Genomic DNA, 16,870 nt, shown 5'->3' with positions numbered 1-16,870 from the left:
CGCCCGAGCAGCAGCACACGCAGAGAGGGAAGCACACCATGGGGATCACAGCCGGCCGGCGCACGGCGGCGCTCGCCGCCACCGCGGCCCTGACACTGGTCGGGGTCGGCGTGGGCGTCACCCACGGAGCCACCGGATCCACGGCGGCCGACACGACGGTGCCCGGCACCGTGGTGGTCGAGGAGAACGCGCACGGGCGGGTGCTCACGGCCGACCCGTCCGCCCACGACAAGCAGGCGCTCGTCGACGCCGTGCACGAACTGCGGCGCGAGCGGGAGCGGCAGACGAACGACCCGACCCCGACACCCACCTCCACCGGCGGCGGGGGAGGACACGGCGACCAGACCGGCTTCCCCGTGCGCGACTCCTGGCTGACGTCCGCCAAGAGCAAGCGGGTGACCGTCCCCGGCGGCAAGGGCAGCATCGAGGCGGCCGGCGCGAGCTTCGTCAAGGTGCCGTTCATGGAGTACTACGCCATCTTCACCGACACCTCCTCCGACGTGTCGTGGCTGGGCGAACGGCCCTTCAACGCCGACAGCATCCAGCACACCGACACCTGGGACGTCGGCTCGGTCGGCGCGCCCTTCTGGGTGGTCGGCGCGCCGCAGGGTGCCAGGACGACGAGCAGCGGCAGCGGGGCGCAGGCCGGCTGGAGCACCACCGTCCAGAACAACTGGTACAGCGAACACGCCTACGACCAGGTCGCGTTCTACCCGCCCAACCAGGACGACTACTCCAACGTGTTCCGCATCAGCCACTCGGTCACCGGCACCTTCCAGTTCGGCTCGTCCTTCTACACCGTGACCAGCCGCGACCGGGCCTACCGCTGATGCCCGTCGCACGACTGACGGCCCGGCTGAACGCGGCGGTGGCACGGCTGGTGTGCTGGACGGCCCTGACCGCCGTCGCCGCCGCGTGCGGGCCCGCCGGCACCCCCGAGCCGGACGCCGTGACCCCGGCCGCCGTGCGCATCGACACCCGTCAACTGCTGCGCGACGCCTGGGTCACGGACGGGCGGCGCGGCTACTTCGTGGACGGCGCGGACTCGGCCACCGCCACGCCGTTCTCGCTGTACGAGACCGCGTGGCGGCTGCGGCTGGCCGCCCGCTCGGGACAGGACCCGCGCCGCCTGGTCGACCCCGGCCGGATGAGGCGATGGCTGACAGCGGCCGAACGTGGCCGTCTCGACTCCTCCAACCTCCCCACGGTCGCCCAGATCGACCTGGCCGTGGACGCCCTGCTCACGACGGGCGGCACGGTCGACCGTACGGAGGTGGCCCACACCCTGGAGTCCCTGCGCACGGGCGGCAGTTACCGCACGGCCCCCTCCGCCCGGACACCGGACGCGGGCGCGACGGCGCTGGCGGTACGAACCCTGACCCGCCTCGGCCTGCCGGTACCGGGGCCGGTGCGAGCGGCCAACTCCCTTGCTCTGACCGACCTTTCCACCGCCCGCCACGCAGATGTCGCCCCCGACCAGGTGGTGCCCGTACTGCAGACAGCCGCCGCGTTGAGGGTGACCGGTGTCGATCGCGGGCGGGCGGCTCGACTCGCACAGGCTGCCGAGGGGGACTTGGCCCGACTGGGCGCCGATCCAGTGCGGCTCGCGTCCGAGGGTGCCCTGCGTGACGCGGCCGGTCCGCTCGGCGTGCGGTTGCCCCGCTTCGACCCCGCGACCTGTGACGGGCGAGTGCGGCGAGACGGCGGCATCGCGCTGCCGGGTGGCACACAGAGCGATCCACAGGCCACGTACTGGGCGTTGCGGCTGGGCTGTTCCGCCGTCCGTGCTCCGGCGCCGGGCGCCCACTCGCGGGCCGGCTGGCCGACCGAGCAGGCCCGGGAGTCGGCGCTGAGCGCATCGGCGGCGGCGGTCGCGGTGGCGGCCCGGTCCGTCGGCGGTGTCGCCGAGTTCGCCGGACCGCTCGCCCGTCAGGTGCGCGAGGTGTGGCTGCCCCGGGCGGCCCGTCCGGCGCCGTACGACACGGCGGAACTGGTCGACCGGGTGAACCTGCGTCAGATCGCCGCAGCCCTCGGCCCGTCCGCCACCCATGACGTGGACAAGCGCCTGCCCGCCCCCACGCTCCGGGGCGTCAAGGCGACCGACGACGCGCGTCTGTTGCTCAGCACCCTGGACGCCCGCGACTCGACACCGGCCCGGCACGCCCTGTGCGCGGCGGGCTCCACGCTGCGTACGGCGTCTGCACGGTCCGGCGGCTCGCTCGTACGGGCGGCCTGGCTCGCGGCCGCGGCCGACCTCTGCCACGACCCGCGCCTGCGCACCCGTGCCATGGAGACGGCCCGAACCGCACGCGTCGCTGCGGCGGTCTACCGCGCCGGCGCCGATCCCTCCTTCGAGGCCTCGGTACTCGGCACCTGGATCGAGCGCCCCCGCACGGACGCCCTGACCGCCTGGACCCACGCGGGCCTGTGCCACGGCGACCGCTGCGCGGAAACCCCGACCCACTGGAGATCCACCGACCACACCCCGCTCCGCACCCTCGCCGTCCTGCTGGCGGCGAAGACCGGTGACTACCGCGGCCTGTTCCCCGTGGCTTTCTGACTCCCGCCCGCGACAAGGGGCCTGTCCGCCGCCGGTGGTCGGGTCCTTCGCGTTCCACCTGCGCCGCTGTGCTTGCCGTCAGGGGTGGGGCTACGGTGGCCTGTTCCTGGTGGTCTTCTGACTCCCGCCCGCGGCAAAAGGGGCCTGTCCGCCGCCGGTGGTCGGGTCCTTCGCGTTCCGCCTGCGCCGCCCTGCTTGGCCGTCAGGGGCGGGGGTTACGGCGGCCCGTTCCCTGCTGCTTTCCGACGCGCACGCGCCAAAAGGGCTCGTCCCACCCGATGATCGAGCCCTTCGGCGTTCCCGGACCCCGCTGCGTACCCTCACGTCCAGCCGGCCGCCAGTCAGCGCGCGCCGAAGGGCCCGTCCACCACCCAGTGGACGGGCCCTCAGGAGTTCCCGCTCAGGCCAGCGCCAGCGCCACGTGTTGGTCCAGTGCCGCCCCGTCATGGACGCCGCCGCGGAACGCCACGTAGCCGTCCGGGCGGATCAGCAGCAGTGCGCCGGTCTCCGCGCCGAGCGTGGTGCGCAGGGTGCCCGAAGTGTCCTCGACGGAGTCGCGTCCGGCGGTGGTCACCAAGTGGACCGGGATTCCGGCGCGCCGGGCTCCCGCCGAAGCCGACTTGGCGGCCACGTCCGCCGAGGCCGGGTCGGACGGGTCCTCGGGGAACGCCAGCAGCGTCCAGTCCCCTTGGCCCAGCAGTCGGAACAGCCGTTCCGTGCCGCCCCGCGCCGGGACGTCCGGCACCCGGGAGCCCGGGCCGGGGGCGCCGGCAGGCCCGAGGGTGCCCGCGCTGAGCGGGCTGTCGGGGTAGGCCAAGGGGAGCCCCGTGTGGCCGGCCCCGGCGTCGGTGAGGCGGGAGTGCAGCAGCTCGAACGGCGGGACCGGGCCGACCCCGCCCCAGTAGGTCCGCCGGTTGCGCTCGGCCAGTCCCTGGGCGATCGGCCGGCGTTCCGCCTCGTAGGTGTCCAGAAGGCGCGCGGAGGCCCGGCCCTGGACCACCGCCGCCAGCTTCCACCCCAGGTTGAACGCGTCCTGGATCCCGGTGTTCATGCCCTGCGCGGTCACCGGCATCACGGTGTGCGCGCTGTCGCCGGCCAGCAGACAGTGGCCGACCCGGTACGTGCCGGCCACCGCGTTGTAGAGGCGCACCCGCCAGTTGAAGCGGCCGTCGCGGAAGTCCAGGTCGGACACGCCGCTGACCCGGCGGACGGCGTCGAGAACCTCCGCCACGTCCGGGTCACCGGTGCGGGCCGGGTCGGGGTCGGCCACACCGGCGTAGAACCGGTGGCGCCCGTCCGGCAGCGGGGCGGTGCCGAGCGAGCCGGCCTCGGTCAGGAAGAGGTGGCAGTGCGCCGGGTCGCCGGGCAGCGAGCCCGTCCAGCGGGCGTCGATCTGCAGCAACTGGGTGCCGGGGCAGGGCTGTTTGTCCCAGCCGGCCCCGATCTCGTCGCGCACCGTGCTGTGCGGGCCCTGCGCCCCCACCACCCAGCCGGCCCGCACGATGTGCACGTCGCCGTCGGCGCCGGAGAGACGTACCGTGACCCGCGCCGGGCACTGCTCCACGGAGACCGCGGTCAGGCCCCGCTCGACGCGCACACCGAGCCCGGCCAGATGCCGGGTGAGCATGTCCTCGGTCGCGGACTGCCCGATCAGCAGCGGACGCGGATACGGCGTACCCGGCTGGTCGGCGGGCCGGACCAGCGGCGGCAGACCGGCGAAGTGGTGGGTGCGGTGGGTGTAGGGGACGCCGGAGTCCAGGTAGTCGGCGACCGGCAGGCCCATGAGGTCGAAGACCTCCAGGGTGCGCTGCCACACCGTGCAGGCCCGGGTGCCCCGGCGAGGTTCGGCGCGCCGGTCCACGATCCGTACCCGCACACCCCGCCGGGCCAGTTCGATCGCCGTGCACAGGCCGACCGGCCCGGCGCCGACGACCAGCACCTCCGGGTCGGCGTCGGCGGCGCGGCTCACGCCCGCTCCCAGAAGAGCAGCGAGTGGTGCGAGGGCAGTTTCGTCACGCCCGCGAGCCGCAGCCCCGCCTCGGCGGCGAGCGCGGCGAACTCCTCCACCGTGCGCTCGCGGCCCTTGTTGAACACCAGCATCCGCAGGTCGTACTCGGTGTTGAGCTGCTTGCCCGCGTCCTCGGCGATGACCCGCTCGACGACCACGACCCGGCCGCCCTCGGCCAGCGCCTCGGCGCAGCGGGCGAGGATCGCCACGGACTGCTTGTCGTCCCAGTCGTGCAGGATCTGGCTGAGCAGGTACAGGTCGGCGCCCGCGGGCAGCGGGTCGAAGAAGGACTGCCCGACCACCTCGGTGCGCTCGGCGAGCCCGGCCGCCGCGAACCGTTCGGCGCCTCCCTCGACCGTGCCGGGCAGGTCGACGAGCGTGCCGCGGGTGTCGGGCGCGGTCTTCAGGATCGCCTCCAGCAGGGCGCCCGTACCGCCGCCGATGTCGGCGATCCGGCGCGCCTCGTGCCAGGGGTGCGCGGCCGCCGCCTCGGGGGCGAGACGGCCCTGGACGGCGGCCATCTGCGCGTTGAAGGAGTCGGTGAGCTCGGGGTGGCGCTCCAGGTCGTCCCAGAACGGGACCCCGAAGACGGCGTCGTAACCCGGCTCGCCGGTGCGCACCGCGTGCAGCAGTCCGCCGCAGGCGGCCAGGTCGATCCGGCCGCTGGCGCCCTCCAGGTCCAGCCAGTGCCGCATCCGTGAGGGGTGCGAGTCCAGCAGCAGGCGCGAGGTGGCCGTCAGGCCGTACACGCCCGGCTCGTCCTCGCCGAAGACGTCGCGGCAGGCGAGGAAGCGCAGGAGCCGGCCCAGCGAACCGGGATCGGTCGACGTCTTCTCGGCCAGCTCCTCCCGGGTGCGCGCGCCCGCCTCGATGTGGTCGGCGATGCGCAGCGTGGCGGCCACGCGCACCGCGATGGGGGTGAACACGTCGACGAAGGCCGGGCGCCCGCCCGGCCCCTTGGGTGTCGGCTGCTGCGAGTGCTCCGTGTGCGTGTCGATGGCAATGCACCTCTTCCGGAAGTCCCGTGTGCTGCTGCTGCGTGAAGCGGTGCGCCGATGGTCCTGACAACGCCTCGACGGGCGCTCAAGCGCGGGTGGCGGGCCGGATGCGGGGGAGGGGTTGACACCCATGCCAGCTTCTCTCTAAATTAGAGATACACGGAAAGAGAGAAGAACGAAAACAGAGCGAACCTGTGAGAGCAGGCCGTCACGGACCGAAGGAGCACCGACATGAACGCCACCCACGAGACCCGCGCCACCGACCTCGACGCCCGCGCCGTCCTCGCCGCGCTCGCCGACCGCTGGGACGCCGCCGACGGCCACGGCTACGGCGAGCTGTTCACCCCGGACGCCACCTACGTGCAGTTCAACGGCGTGCTGCTGAACGGCCGCCGGGAGATCGCCGAGATGCACGACCTGATGTTCCGCACGATGCTCTACGGCACCCGCCTGGTGACCGGCGAGATCGAGAGCGTCCGCCGGCTCGGCGAGGACCACGCCGTCGTCGTCTCCACCGGCGCCGCCCTCTACCCCTGGCAGAAGGAGGCCACCCCCAAGCGGCTGTCGCGGCAGACGCTTCTCCTGGAGCGCCGGGACGGCCGCTGGCTGGTGGCCGGCTTCCAGAACGCCCGCATCAAGCCCTTCCCGACGAGCGGCCCGCTGTTCGAGGTCGCGAGCAGGGCCGTCCGGCTGCGGGTCGACCGTGCCCGGCGCGCCGCCTGAGCCACCACGGCCGTACGGACGGATCGCGGCCCGCGCCAGTACGCTGGCCGGAACCCGACGGCAGAAAGGCACCCCGACGATGCGACCGCAGAGTGAAGAGGACCGCTCCCTGGGCGTCCTGATGTCGCTGGCCACGGCCCTGCGGGTGCAGGCGGCCAGGACGGTCCTCTTCCAGTCCGCGGTCGCCCAGTCGATCGGGCTCAACGCCACGGACTTCAACTGCCTGAGCCTGCTCGACCTGGAAGGCCCGATGACACCCGGACGGCTCGCCGAGCGGGTCGGACTGAGCCGGGGCGGCGCCATCACCACGGTGATAGACCGCCTCCAGAAGGCCGGATTCGTCCGCCGCAGGCCGGACGCGGGCGACCGCAGACGGGTCATCGTCGAGACGATCCCCGAGGCCTTCGCCGAACGCGTCGACACCGTCTTCACCGACTACCGCGCCGCCCTCGGCAAGCTCCTCGCCGAACTCACCCCCGAGCAGCAGGAGTTGCTGCTCGACGTCACCAACCGCGGCAACGAGATCTTCCACGCCGAGACCCTGCGGCTGCAGTCCCGGGCCTGAGCGCCCGGCCACGGGCCTGAGCGCCGGCCCCACCGCCCCACCGCCGCTCCAGCGCGCGGCGCCACACTCCGGGCGCCGACGGCAACCGCCGCCGGACACCGAGGACCCGGATGAGGTGACGTGTCCGTGCTGACCGCGCACTACTCGATCCCGCTGCCCGCCGACTACGACATGAGCGTCATCGCCCGACGGGTGGCGGACCGCTCGGCCCCCTGGGACCGGCGGACCGGGCTGCTGCTGAAGGCGTTCTGCGTCACGGACGCCGGCGACGGCGGGCACAACAGCTACGCCCCGTTCTACGTCTGGGCCGCCGCGCACGAGTTCGCCGGCTTCCTCACCGGCGCCGAGTACGCGGGACTGTGCGCCGCCTTCGGCCCGGTACCCGTCCGCACGGGCACCGTCCTCCATTGCGACCTCGGCTCCGGTCCCGCCGGCCATCTGGTCGTCGCGACCGAACCGCTCGGCCCGGTCACCGACCTGCGCGACACCGCCCGGGCGGAGACCGAACGCCACCACGCCGTGCTGGCCGACCCGGCCGTGCACTCGCACGTCGTCGACCTCGACCCCGCCACGATGACGCTCACCCGGCGCACGCTCCTGCACGCGGGGAGCGACGCCCCCGTACCGAAGAACGGCGAACGGGTCCTGCGCGTGCTGCACCTGTCCCAGCCCCAGCCCCCGCACCACACCCGCGACTGACGCCCCGTCACGGCACGGCCCGTTCCAGCGCGGCTCCAGCCGCCCCCGAGCGTGCCGTGACACCTCTGGGCGCACTGTCTCTCCAAGGAGTGCAAGGTGACCACTACTCCGGTCCGAGGCGCCACCCCCACCGCGCCACCACCCCCACACGGCCGCTCCCTCCTCGAGCGCACCGCCGGTTTCGCCCAACGGCACCGGTGGACGGCCCTGTTGCTGTGGGTCGTCGTCCTGTTCGCCGTCTGGGGCGGGGCCTCCGCCGTCGGCGACGCCTACCGCGACGACTTCTCCCTGCCCGGCACCGAGACCCAGCAGGCCCTGCAGACCATGGAGGACCACGGCTCCGCCCAGGCCGGCGACAGCCTCCAGATCGTGCTGCACGACCGGCAGGGCCTCGGCGACGCCGCCACCCGCGCCCGGGTCACCGCCATGCTCGGCAAGGTGTCGGGCCTGCCCAAGGTCGCCCAGGTGCGCAGCCCGTACGACGACCGGCAGGCCGTCTCCAAGGACGGCACCGTCGGCTACGCCACCGTGGTCCTCAAGGGCAAGTCCGAGGACATGGCCAAGGCGGACACCCAGCGGATCTACGACACCGCCCGCACCGCCCGCACCGACGCGCTGGGCGTCGAACTCGGCGGTGACGCGGCGCGCAAGCTCGGCGAGGCACAGGGCGGCGCCGCCGAGGGCATCGGCATGCTCGCCGCGCTGGTCATCCTCGGCCTGATGTTCGGCACGATCATCGCCGCCGGACTGCCCGTCATCACCGCGGTGTTCGCTGTCAGCAGCACCCTCGGCGCGATCATCCTGCTGTCGCACGTCTTCACGATCGCCAGCTACACGCCGTACATCATGATGCTCGTCGGTCTCGGCGTCGGCATCGACTACGCCCTGCTGATCTTCGCCCGCTACCGGGCCGAGCTGGTGCGCGGGGCGTCACCCGAGGACGCGGGCAGGCGCGCGCTGGACCTCGCGGGACGCACCGTGTTCTTCGCCGGCTGCACGGTCATCGTGGCTCTGCTCGGACTGGTCGCCCTCGGTCTTGGCTCGCTGCAGGGCACCGCGGTCGCCGTGGCCCTCACCGTGCTGGTGACCATGCTCGCCTCGCTCACCCTGCTGCCCGCGCTGCTCGCCCTGTTCGGCAAGCGGTTCGCCCGCCAGTTCACCGCGAAGGCGGCGCGGCGCGAGGCGAAGGGCAAGCCGGTCGAGGGCGGGGCGCGCTGGCGCCGCTGGGCGGGTCTGGTGCAGCGCCGGCCGCTGGTCGCCCTGCTGCTGGCGGTGGCCGCGCTCGGCGCCCTCGCCGCGCCCGCGGCGGACCTGCGGCTCGGTTTCGCCGACGCGGGCAACGACCCCGCGAAGACCACCAGCCGCAAGGCCTACGACCTGCTCGCCGACGGCTTCGGCCCCGGCTTCAACGGCCCGCTCGTGGTGGTCACGGAGGGCGGCGCCAAGGCCGGCGCGGCCCTCTCCCAGACCCTCAACACCACCCACGGCCTCGCAGCCGCGACGGGACCCATCCCCTCCCAGGACGGCAAGGTCTCCACGGTCATCGCCTTCCCCACGACCTCACCGCAGGACGAGCGCACCACACAACTGGTGCACACCCTCCGCGACGACGTCCTGGTGAAACTGCGTCAGCGGACGGGTGCCCACTACCTCGTGGGCGGCTCCACCACGGCCGTCATCGACTACGCCGACACCGTCTCCGCCCGCATGCCGCTGTTCATCGCCATCGTGGTCGGGCTGTCGCTGCTCATCCTGGTCATGGTGTTCCGCTCGGTGCTGGTGCCGCTCAAGGCTGCGCTGCTCAATCTGCTGAGCATCGGGGCCGCGCTGGGCGCGATGACGCTGGTCTTCCAGAAGGGCATGTTCGGCCTGGAGCCGGGCCCGATCGAGGCCTACCTGCCCATCATGATCTTCGCGATCGTCTTCGGGCTGTCCATGGACTACGAGATCTTCCTGGTCTCCCGCATCCGCGAGGAGTGGAACCGCACGCGTGACGCCTCGGTCGCCATCCGCGAAGGCCTCGCCCACACCGGGTCGGTCGTCCTGGCCGCCGGCGCGATCATGGTCGCCGTCTTCGGTGCCTTCATCCTCGGCGGCGACCGGATGCTCCAGCAGTTCGGGTTCGGCATGGCGGTTGCGGTCTTCGTCGACGCCGTCGTCATCCGCTGCCTGATCGTCCCCGCCGCGCTGCAGCTCATGGGCCGCCGCGCCTGGTGGATCCCGGCGGGCCTGGACCGGATCCTGCCGAAGGTCGACATCGAGAAGCACGACTGACGAGGAGACGGACGCAGGCGGCCGTACGACACCGCTACGACCGCCCCCGAGACGGAGCCCGGGTGCCCCTGACGGCGCCCGGGCTCCCGCATGAGCCGGATCCGAGCGGAACCCGAGCAGCGGGGCGTTCTCTGGAGGGGTGAGGGGAACGGCTCCCGAGCGCGGGCGGCGCCGGATGCCGGACCGATCCCCGGGACGAACGCCGGCGGCATCCCCCGCCGCCCGCCTCCCACGGTCCACCCCGCTCCCCTCACCCCCGGCGCCCGGCAGCTCCCCCCTGCCGGGCGCCGCGCCGTACTCCGCCGGGCGGGCGTCGTGCCATACCCGGAGTGGGGGGTGGTGCCATATCCCGGGCAGGGGCCGCGCCGTACTCCGGGCGGGGGCCGTGCCGTAGTCCGGGCGGGGGCCGTGCCGTACTCCGGGCGGGGGCCGCGCTGTACTCCGCCGGGCGGCGTGCCATAGCCGGGGTGGGGGGGGTGGTGCCATATCCCGGGCAGGGGCCGCGCCGTACTCCGGGCGGGGACCGCGCTGTACTCCGCCGGGCGTCGCGCCCTACCCCCGGCCGGCGCCGCGCTGCACCCCGCTGGGCGCCGCGGCTTATTTCGCCGGGGCGTCGTGCGATACCCCGGGCGGGGCCGCGCTGTATCCCGCTTGGCGCCGCGTCGTACCCCGCCGGGCGTCGCGCTGTACCCCGTCGCGCGCCGTGCCATACCCCGGCCGGGCGTCGCGCCGTACTCCGGCCGGGCGTCGCGCCGTACCCCGCCAGGCGTCGCGCTCAGCTCCGTGACCAGACAGCCCGCGCCGAACCGCCAGTCAGCCGGGGTGCCCCGCGCGCCCGGTGCCTCGCCCCGCCCCCGGCCGAGCGTTTCTCGACCGGTCGTCGAAGGCGGCGGGTGAATCTCGCCCTGCAGCCGTCCCAGGCCCGCAGGGAGGAACCGTGACCGCCCCGCCGCACCCGTCCGCCGCCGACCGGCGCTCCCGGCTGGAGGGCACCCCGGCCCGCCCCGGGGGCCCGCTCGCGCGCCCGCGCTGGTTCGCGACCCTCTTCGGCACCGACGTCTGGGAGCGGTTCAGCTTCTACGGGATGACCGCGATCCTCGTGCTGTACGCGACGGAGGACACCCGGCACGGCGGTCTCGGCATGTCCTCCGGGGACGCGGCGGTGCTGTACGGGCTCTACATGGTCGCCGTCTTCCTGGCCTCCGTACCCGGCGGCTGGATCGGCGACCGGCTCCTCGGCGCCCGCCGGGCCGTCCTCCACGGCGGTGTCCTGATCGCCCTCGGGCACACCGCGATCGCGGTGCCGGTCACCGGCTCCCTCTACCCGGGCCTGCTGCTCGTCGCCTGCGGCACCGGACTGCTCAAGCCCAACATGGCGAGTCTGCTGAGCGCGTTCTACGACCGCGACGACCGCACCGGACGCGACACCGGTTTCGCCGTGTTCTACATGAGCGTCCAGGTCAGCGCCCTGATCGCGCCGATCGTCGTGGGCGCCTTGGGCGAGGGCGTCGACTGGCACCTGGGCTTCGGCGCCGCCGCCCTCGGCATGGCCGCCGGCCTGGCGCAGTACGTCCGAGGCTCCCGCCACTTCGGCGACACCGCCGCCGCCCCGGAACTCCCCGCCCCGCCCGCCGAACGCGCCCGCGTCCTGCGCACCGCCCTCGCCGCGACCGTCGTCACCGTCCTCGGCTACGGCACCGACGCCGCCCTCGGCACCTTCCGGCTCGCCCATCTCATGGCGCTGATCGGCCTGTTGTGCGTGGTGTCCCCGGTGATCTGCTTCTGGCGGCTGCTGCGCAACCCCCTGCTCACCGCCACCCAGCGCGTCCGGGTGTGCACGTACGTCTGGCTCTTCGCGGCCTCCGCCGTGTTCTGGGCGCTGTTCCTGCAGAGCGGCTCCGCCTTCGCCCTGTTCGCCAAGCACGCCACCGACCGCCAGGTCCTGGGCCGGACCGTGCCCGCCAGCTGGTTCCAGGCGGCGATCCCGTTCTTCGTGCTGCTGCTGGCGCCCCTGTTCGCCCGGCTGTGGACCCGGGCCGGAGACCGGCTGCCGACCGCGGTCAAGTACGCCCTCGGCATGGGCACCACGGCCGCCGCCTACCTGGTCACCGCGGTCGCCGCCGGACTCGCCTCCGACGGCACCCGGGTCTCCCCGCTGTGGCTGCTGCTGGCCTTCCTGCTGCTGGCCGCCGGGGAGGTGTCCTTCGGGCCGGTCGGCATGAGCGCCGCCACCGCGATCGCCCCGGCCGGCTTCGTCAGCCGGATGGTGGCCCTGTTCTGGCTCTCCGGGGCCCTCGGCGGCGGCATCGGCGGCAACGCCCTGAAGGCCTCCGGCGACCGCGTGCCGGGCCCCGGCTACTTCCTCGTCCTCGGCGCCGCCGCCCTCGCCACCGGCACGGCCCTCTTCCTCGCCCGCCGCCCCCTGACCCGACGGCTCGGCGTCTGAGGGCCGCCACAGGACTCAGTAGGCGTGGTTGGCCTGCCAGTACGTCCACGCGCCACAGGGGCTCCCGTAGACGCTGTTCATGTAGTTGAGGCCCCACTTGATCTGGGTGGCCGGGTTGGTCTGCCAGTCGGCGCCGACGGACGACATCTTGGAGCCCGGCAGGGCCTGCATGAGGCCATAGGCACCGGAACTCGGGTTCACGGCCCGGTAGTTCCAGCCGGACTCGCGCTCCACGATGTTGCTGAAGCACTGCAACTGGCCGCCCGGCACGATCTGCGCGGCGATCGCCTTGATCTGCGCGGTGGTGTAGGAGCTCTGGACGGGGATGTTGGAGGAGCCGCCCTGGGAGGAGCCGGAGGAGCTGGAGGAGGAGGCGGAGGTGGTCTTCGCCTCGGCGCGCTCCTTGGCCTCCTTCGCGGCCTTCTCGGCGTCCGCCTTCTTGGCCACGGCGGTCCGCGCGGCGGCCTTGCGGGCAGCCTCCTCGGCCTCCTTCTTGGCGCTGGCGTCCGCCTGGACGGCCTGTGCGTCGGCCTGCTGCGTCAGGGACTCCGTCTGCACCTGGGCCTGCTGACCCGCGGGGATGTCCGCGAGGAGCGTGGCGCCGACCGCCGTCGCCTCCGTGTCGCCCGGCTGGGCGCTGCTGCCCGAGGCTATGCCGACGACGCTTCCGACGGCGGTGACCGCGGTGGCGGAGGCCGCCGCAAATCCCCGTACCGATATCGGGCTCACGCGTCTTCCTTCCGGTTCGTCCGTAGGGTCGTGCCGCGACGGCCGCAGGTAATTCGCCTGCCGGGCCCGGCAGTTGGAACACTCTGCCGTGTCCGGACGGATGACGCAATCATGGAGCGGGTGTGCATGCTCACACACGGAACCTTCCGCATCTCAGGAACCGCCCACGGATTTTTCACATCGACCGGCGCCCGAGCACCGCACGCCCCGTCTCACGCTGCGGGCATCCTCCGGCCCGAATCGTCCGTTCCCCGATACTTCACGGGTGCGGTTCGCGGCCATGTGCGCGCGGCCCGCGACAGGACCTCCTCCAGGAAGCAGGAAGGCTGATCACGGTGACGACCGCCGCATACCAGGGTGAACCCGGATCCAACTCGGCGACCGCTGCCGCGGCCCTCTACCCCGGGGCGGAGGGGATGCCCTGCACCAGCTTCGAGCAGGCGCTGGACGCCGTGACGCTGGGCACCGCAGACGTGGCCGTGATCCCGGTGGACAACTCCGCGGCCGGCCGCGTCGCCGACGTCCACCATCTGCTGCCGGAGTCCGGGCTGTTCATCGTCGCCGAGTACTTCCTGGCCATCCGCTTCGACCTGATGGGCGTGCCCGGCGCGACCCTGGAGGACGTCGAGTGCGTACGCAGCCATGTGCACGCGCTCGGGCAGTGCCGCAAGGTGGTGCGGGAGGGCGGCTGGCGCACCCTCGTCAGCGATGACACCGCCGGAGCGGCGCGCGAGGTGGCGGAACTGGGCGACCCGCGGCACGCGGCGCTCGCCCCGCCCGCCGCGGCCCGGCTCTACGGCCTGGACGTACTGCGCTCCGAGGTCGAGGACGACCCCGACAACACCACCCGCTTCGTCGTACTGTCCCGTGAGGCCGCGCTCACCCCGCACACCGGGGAGCCGACGATGACGAGCCTGTTCTTCTGCGTGCGCAACATCCCGAGCGCGCTCTACAAGGCGCTCGGCGGGTTCGCCAGCAGCGGCGTCAACCTCACCAAGATCGAGAGCTACCAGCTGGGCGCGGGCCTCAACCCCAGCCGCTTCTACGTCGAGATCGAGGGCCACCCCGACGAGGAGCGGGTCGCCCTCGCCCTGCACGAACTGCGCTTCTTCTCCTCCGAGGTGCGCATCCTCGGCGTCTACCCCGCCCACCCGCACCGCCTGGACCACTGACGGTCCTCGTTCGCGGTCAGGACGCCCCGAGTCCGTTCAACACGGCACTGATGTGACAGGTAGGGCAAGTTCGTAGGGTTCCCGCATGACGGATGAGAGCGAGCGGGCCGTCCGAGCCGCCATCGAGGGGGAGTTGCGGCTCCTCGACCCCGAGGTACGCGCCTCCCCGGCCCGGGTCATGGAGCTGCTGGACCCGGAGTTCACCGAGATCGGGGCCTCCGGCCGCCGCTGGGACGCGGAGTCGATACTCACGGTCACGAGCGGCGGCTCGGTCTCCCCGGACTCCCCGGTCGAGGTCACCGAGATGAGCGGAGTCCTCCTCGCCCCGGGCGTCGTCCACCTGACGTACTTCGCCGACAACCAGGGCCGCCGCGCATGGCGAAGCTCCGTGTGGCGCCTGACGGAGACGGGCTGGCGCATGTACTTCCACCAGGGCACCTTGGCCGATTGAGGGGGTGGGCCTCTCCGACGGCGTCTGGTCCGCCGACGAGGAACACGCCCAGGCGGTCGCCCGCCGCCTCCGCACCGGCACGGTCACCGTCAACGGCGCGGCGGTATCGGGCGCCTTTCATGGTTGAGTAACCACTCAAACCGGTGACTGATGAGGTGCGCACACTGCTGACGCGCACGAAGCGAGATCTCGGCCGCGTCGTGCAGGTCACCCCGCCCGGTTCCGCGTGCTCGATCATCCTCGGCGAGGGGCTCACCCGTCAGGAGCCCGGCGAGACGCCCAGGAGATCACCGAGCGCGCCCCCGGCCGCTGGCGGGCGGGAAGCGAGGGGAACGGCGGGTCTCGCCTCAGTGCGCGGACGTCGCCGGTGCCGTCTTCTTGCGGGCCCGGTACGCGGCCGCCTTGATCTTGTTGCCGCAGGACTCCATGCCGCACCACTGGCGTCGCATGCCCCGGGAGCGGTCGATGTAGACGCGCGTGCACTCGGGGTTGCCGCACTCCTTCAGCAGGGGGACGTCCGGGCCGCTGAGCAGTTCGACGGCCTGCCGGGCGACGGTGGCCAGGGCCTGCTCGGGGGTCGCCTCGGTGTGCCGGCCCCCCAGGGTGAGCTGCGGTGTCGCGGGCGTCCTGCGCGCGGCGCCGTTGAGCACGGCGAGGGCCTCCCGGTCGAACTCCTCACCGAGACGACGGTTGGTGACGAGCCGGTAGAGGGCCTCGCGCACCGTCGTCGCCGCCCGGACGTCGTCCTCCTCGCCGGGCGTGATCGTGTCCACGAGTCCGGACTCCAGGTACCAGGCGTTGAGCCGCTCGGGCGTCACGAACATCTCGAACCGGGTCGAGCGCCGGGCCCGCAGGGTGGCCGCGAAGTCGAGGGCCGGGTGCCCGCAGACGAAGACATGATCAAGATTCACATCACCATTCTGACAGGTGACTGCGGGGTGAGGCAATGATCGTCACCGCTTCAGGCGGTGTCGGTGCGGGACGGCGCCCTCGCCTCGTCGGCCGGAGCCGTCGTCCGCCGAGGCGGTCGCTCCGTACGTGATGAACTCGTGGAGGATTGACGGCAGTTGTGAAGGGTGGCAAGAATGCAGCTCACTCGCTGTGTTTGAAGTGAGTGATGTGACGTGAGTGGCTCCCCCCGCCCTCTTTCCGCCCGTGGACATGGGCTGCTCACGCCCAGCCACCTCCCACGCCTCGATGCCACAGGATCAGACCTTGATGCGCTCGTCACGCTCCAGAACGGCGGCCGCCGTCGCCGCAAGCGCTCTCTTCGGCGCCACCGCACCCCTCCTCGGTGCCACCACCGCAAGCGCCACCAACGGGGGCGACTGCCAGTCCGCCACCGTGCAGTACCGCATCGTCGACAGCAGCGGAAACCCGGTCGGGTCCGACTGGACCTCCCAGGGCGGCTTCCACCAGTGGAACGCCGTGCCCGGCACCGTCGAGGTGCGCCTGGCCCCCGGCCAGAACATCGGCGAGAGCTGCAAGTACCCCGTCTCGCTGGCCGAGTACACCACCGAAGGCCCCAACTGGCCCACCTCCGGCCATCAGACCCTCGTCGACCATGCCACGGTCTACCTCACCTCGAAGGACGTCGCGGGATCCGACGACGCCAAGCGCGACTGGCAGAAGCTGGCCGTGAAGTCCCCCGACTGCTACGGGCAGATCGACCTGTACGGCGACGACGTCATCTACGACGGCCAGTCGGGAGAGGGGCACGGCCCCGCACCGTACGAGCCCGGCAACGTCGTCACGCCGTACCACCTCATCGCCGCGTGGAACGGCGGCGACAAGGCCTGCACCCCCGACAAGCCGACCTCCCCGACGCCGACGCCCACCGCGTCGACGCCGACCAGCCCCGCCACCAGCCAGCCGCCGGCCGAGGAGTCCACCCCGCCGGCCGCCCCCACGAAGCCCTCCACCTCCACCACCCCGCCCACCACGCCGCGCGTCCCCCCGATGACGTCGACCCCGCCCACGACCCCGACGCCCTCGCCCAGCGAGAGCACGCCGCCCCTGGCCGAGACCGGTTCCAGCGCGCCGGTCGGCCTCATGGCCGGCAGCGGCGCCCTGGTCATCGCCCTCGGGGCCGGCGCGGTCTACGCGACGCGCCGGGCACGCCGTTCATGACGAGCAGCTGACAGAGACGGGGCCGTGCCCCCGGTCGTACGACCGGGGGGCCTGGTCGCTCTGCGAGCGCGTCCAGGAGGCGCCCTGGCCGATGGCGAGCATGCCGAGGGCGACG

14 protein-coding genes and 1 pseudogene are annotated in these 16,870 nt (G+C 73.1%); 11 read left to right on the top strand and 4 right to left on the bottom strand.

Going from position 1 to position 16,870, the window contains the following annotated elements; translation table 11 throughout:
- Window positions 1-38: 38 nt before the first annotated feature.
- Complete coding sequence (locus ABZZ74_RS44730; protein WP_356949881.1) at window positions 39-830, top strand: hypothetical protein; 792 nt, start codon at window positions 39-41, stop codon at window positions 828-830.
- Window positions 830-2,560, top strand: a complete 1,731-nt coding sequence (locus ABZZ74_RS44725) for a hypothetical protein (protein WP_356949880.1) — start codon at window positions 830-832, stop codon at window positions 2,558-2,560. The genes ABZZ74_RS44730 and ABZZ74_RS44725 overlap by 1 nt, the downstream gene beginning before the upstream one ends.
- Window positions 2,561-2,960: 400 nt before the next feature.
- On the opposite strand, the gene ABZZ74_RS44720 is transcribed toward ABZZ74_RS44725, so the two are convergent.
- Together ABZZ74_RS44720 and ABZZ74_RS44715 are read right to left on the bottom strand one after the other, a co-directional pair.
- The gene (locus tag ABZZ74_RS44720) at window positions 2,961-4,529 is read right to left on the bottom strand and encodes an FAD-dependent oxidoreductase (RefSeq protein WP_356949879.1); all 1,569 of its coding nucleotides are present in this window, start codon (window positions 4,527-4,529) and stop codon (window positions 2,961-2,963) included.
- Window positions 4,526-5,494, bottom strand: coding sequence for a methyltransferase (locus ABZZ74_RS44715; protein WP_356949878.1), 969 nt, complete (start codon window positions 5,492-5,494; stop codon window positions 4,526-4,528). The genes ABZZ74_RS44720 and ABZZ74_RS44715 overlap by 4 nt, the downstream gene beginning before the upstream one ends.
- A 303-nt stretch (window positions 5,495-5,797) precedes the next feature.
- Here ABZZ74_RS44715 and ABZZ74_RS44710 point away from each other — a divergent pair, with 303 nt between their 5' ends.
- The 5 genes from ABZZ74_RS44710 to ABZZ74_RS44690 all read left to right on the top strand — a co-directional run bounded on the left by ABZZ74_RS44710 (window position 5,798) and on the right by ABZZ74_RS44690 (window position 12,273).
- Window positions 5,798-6,289: an SgcJ/EcaC family oxidoreductase gene (locus ABZZ74_RS44710; RefSeq protein WP_356949877.1), complete on the top strand. Its 492-nt coding sequence runs from the start codon at window positions 5,798-5,800 to the stop codon at window positions 6,287-6,289.
- A 79-nt stretch (window positions 6,290-6,368) separates the two neighbouring features.
- Window positions 6,369-6,854: a MarR family transcriptional regulator gene (locus ABZZ74_RS44705; protein ID WP_133043057.1), complete on the top strand. Its 486-nt coding sequence runs from the start codon at window positions 6,369-6,371 to the stop codon at window positions 6,852-6,854.
- Window positions 6,855-6,974: 120 nt separating this feature from the next.
- Window positions 6,975-7,553, top strand: coding sequence for a DUF4865 family protein (locus ABZZ74_RS44700; RefSeq protein WP_356949876.1), 579 nt, complete (start codon window positions 6,975-6,977; stop codon window positions 7,551-7,553).
- Between the two features lie 96 nt (window positions 7,554-7,649).
- Entirely contained in the window at window positions 7,650-9,827 is a 2,178-nt protein-coding gene (locus ABZZ74_RS44695; RefSeq protein WP_356949875.1) for an MMPL family transporter, read from the top strand.
- Between the two features lie 937 nt (window positions 9,828-10,764).
- Window positions 10,765-12,273 carry a peptide MFS transporter gene (locus tag ABZZ74_RS44690; RefSeq protein ID WP_356949874.1) on the top strand — a complete coding sequence of 503 codons (1,509 nt, stop codon included), beginning with the start codon at window positions 10,765-10,767 and terminating at the stop codon, window positions 12,271-12,273.
- A gap of 15 nt (window positions 12,274-12,288) precedes the next feature.
- Here the strand turns inward: ABZZ74_RS44690 and ABZZ74_RS44685 are convergent, their stop codons facing one another.
- Window positions 12,289-13,002: a transglycosylase SLT domain-containing protein gene (locus ABZZ74_RS44685; RefSeq protein ID WP_356949873.1), complete on the bottom strand. Its 714-nt coding sequence runs from the start codon at window positions 13,000-13,002 to the stop codon at window positions 12,289-12,291.
- A gap of 335 nt (window positions 13,003-13,337) precedes the next feature.
- On the opposite strand from ABZZ74_RS44685, the gene ABZZ74_RS44680 reads away from it, so the two are divergent.
- The 3 genes and pseudogenes from ABZZ74_RS44680 to ABZZ74_RS44670 form a co-directional block, all read left to right on the top strand.
- Window positions 13,338-14,174 (top strand): prephenate dehydratase, encoded by an 837-nt coding sequence (locus tag ABZZ74_RS44680; protein ID WP_356949872.1) that lies wholly within the window; start codon window positions 13,338-13,340, stop codon window positions 14,172-14,174.
- An 85-nt stretch (window positions 14,175-14,259) separates the two neighbouring features.
- Window positions 14,260-14,625 (top strand): DUF4440 domain-containing protein, encoded by a 366-nt coding sequence (locus ABZZ74_RS44675; RefSeq protein ID WP_356949871.1) that lies wholly within the window; start codon window positions 14,260-14,262, stop codon window positions 14,623-14,625.
- Window positions 14,626-14,632: 7 nt separating this feature from the next.
- A pseudogene (locus ABZZ74_RS44670) lies at window positions 14,633-14,734 on the top strand (aldehyde dehydrogenase family protein); the annotation flags it as partial.
- Window positions 14,735-14,972: 238 nt separating this feature from the next.
- On the opposite strand, the gene ABZZ74_RS44665 reads toward ABZZ74_RS44670, so the two are convergent.
- Window positions 14,973-15,536, bottom strand: a complete 564-nt coding sequence (locus ABZZ74_RS44665) for a CGNR zinc finger domain-containing protein (protein ID WP_356949870.1) — start codon at window positions 15,534-15,536, stop codon at window positions 14,973-14,975.
- A 307-nt stretch (window positions 15,537-15,843) separates the two neighbouring features.
- Here ABZZ74_RS44665 and ABZZ74_RS44660 point away from each other — a divergent pair, with 307 nt between their 5' ends.
- Entirely contained in the window at window positions 15,844-16,755 is a 912-nt protein-coding gene (locus tag ABZZ74_RS44660; protein ID WP_356949869.1) for a hypothetical protein, read from the top strand.
- The last annotated feature ends 115 nt before the right edge of the window (window positions 16,756-16,870 follow it).

Source organism: Streptomyces sp. NPDC006476 (assembly GCF_040612015.1).
GTDB lineage: Bacteria > Actinomycetota > Actinomycetes > Streptomycetales > Streptomycetaceae > Streptomyces > Streptomyces griseorubiginosus_B.
Note: the sequence above shows the minus strand (reverse complement) of the source record. Positions and strands in the feature narration are given on the sequence as shown.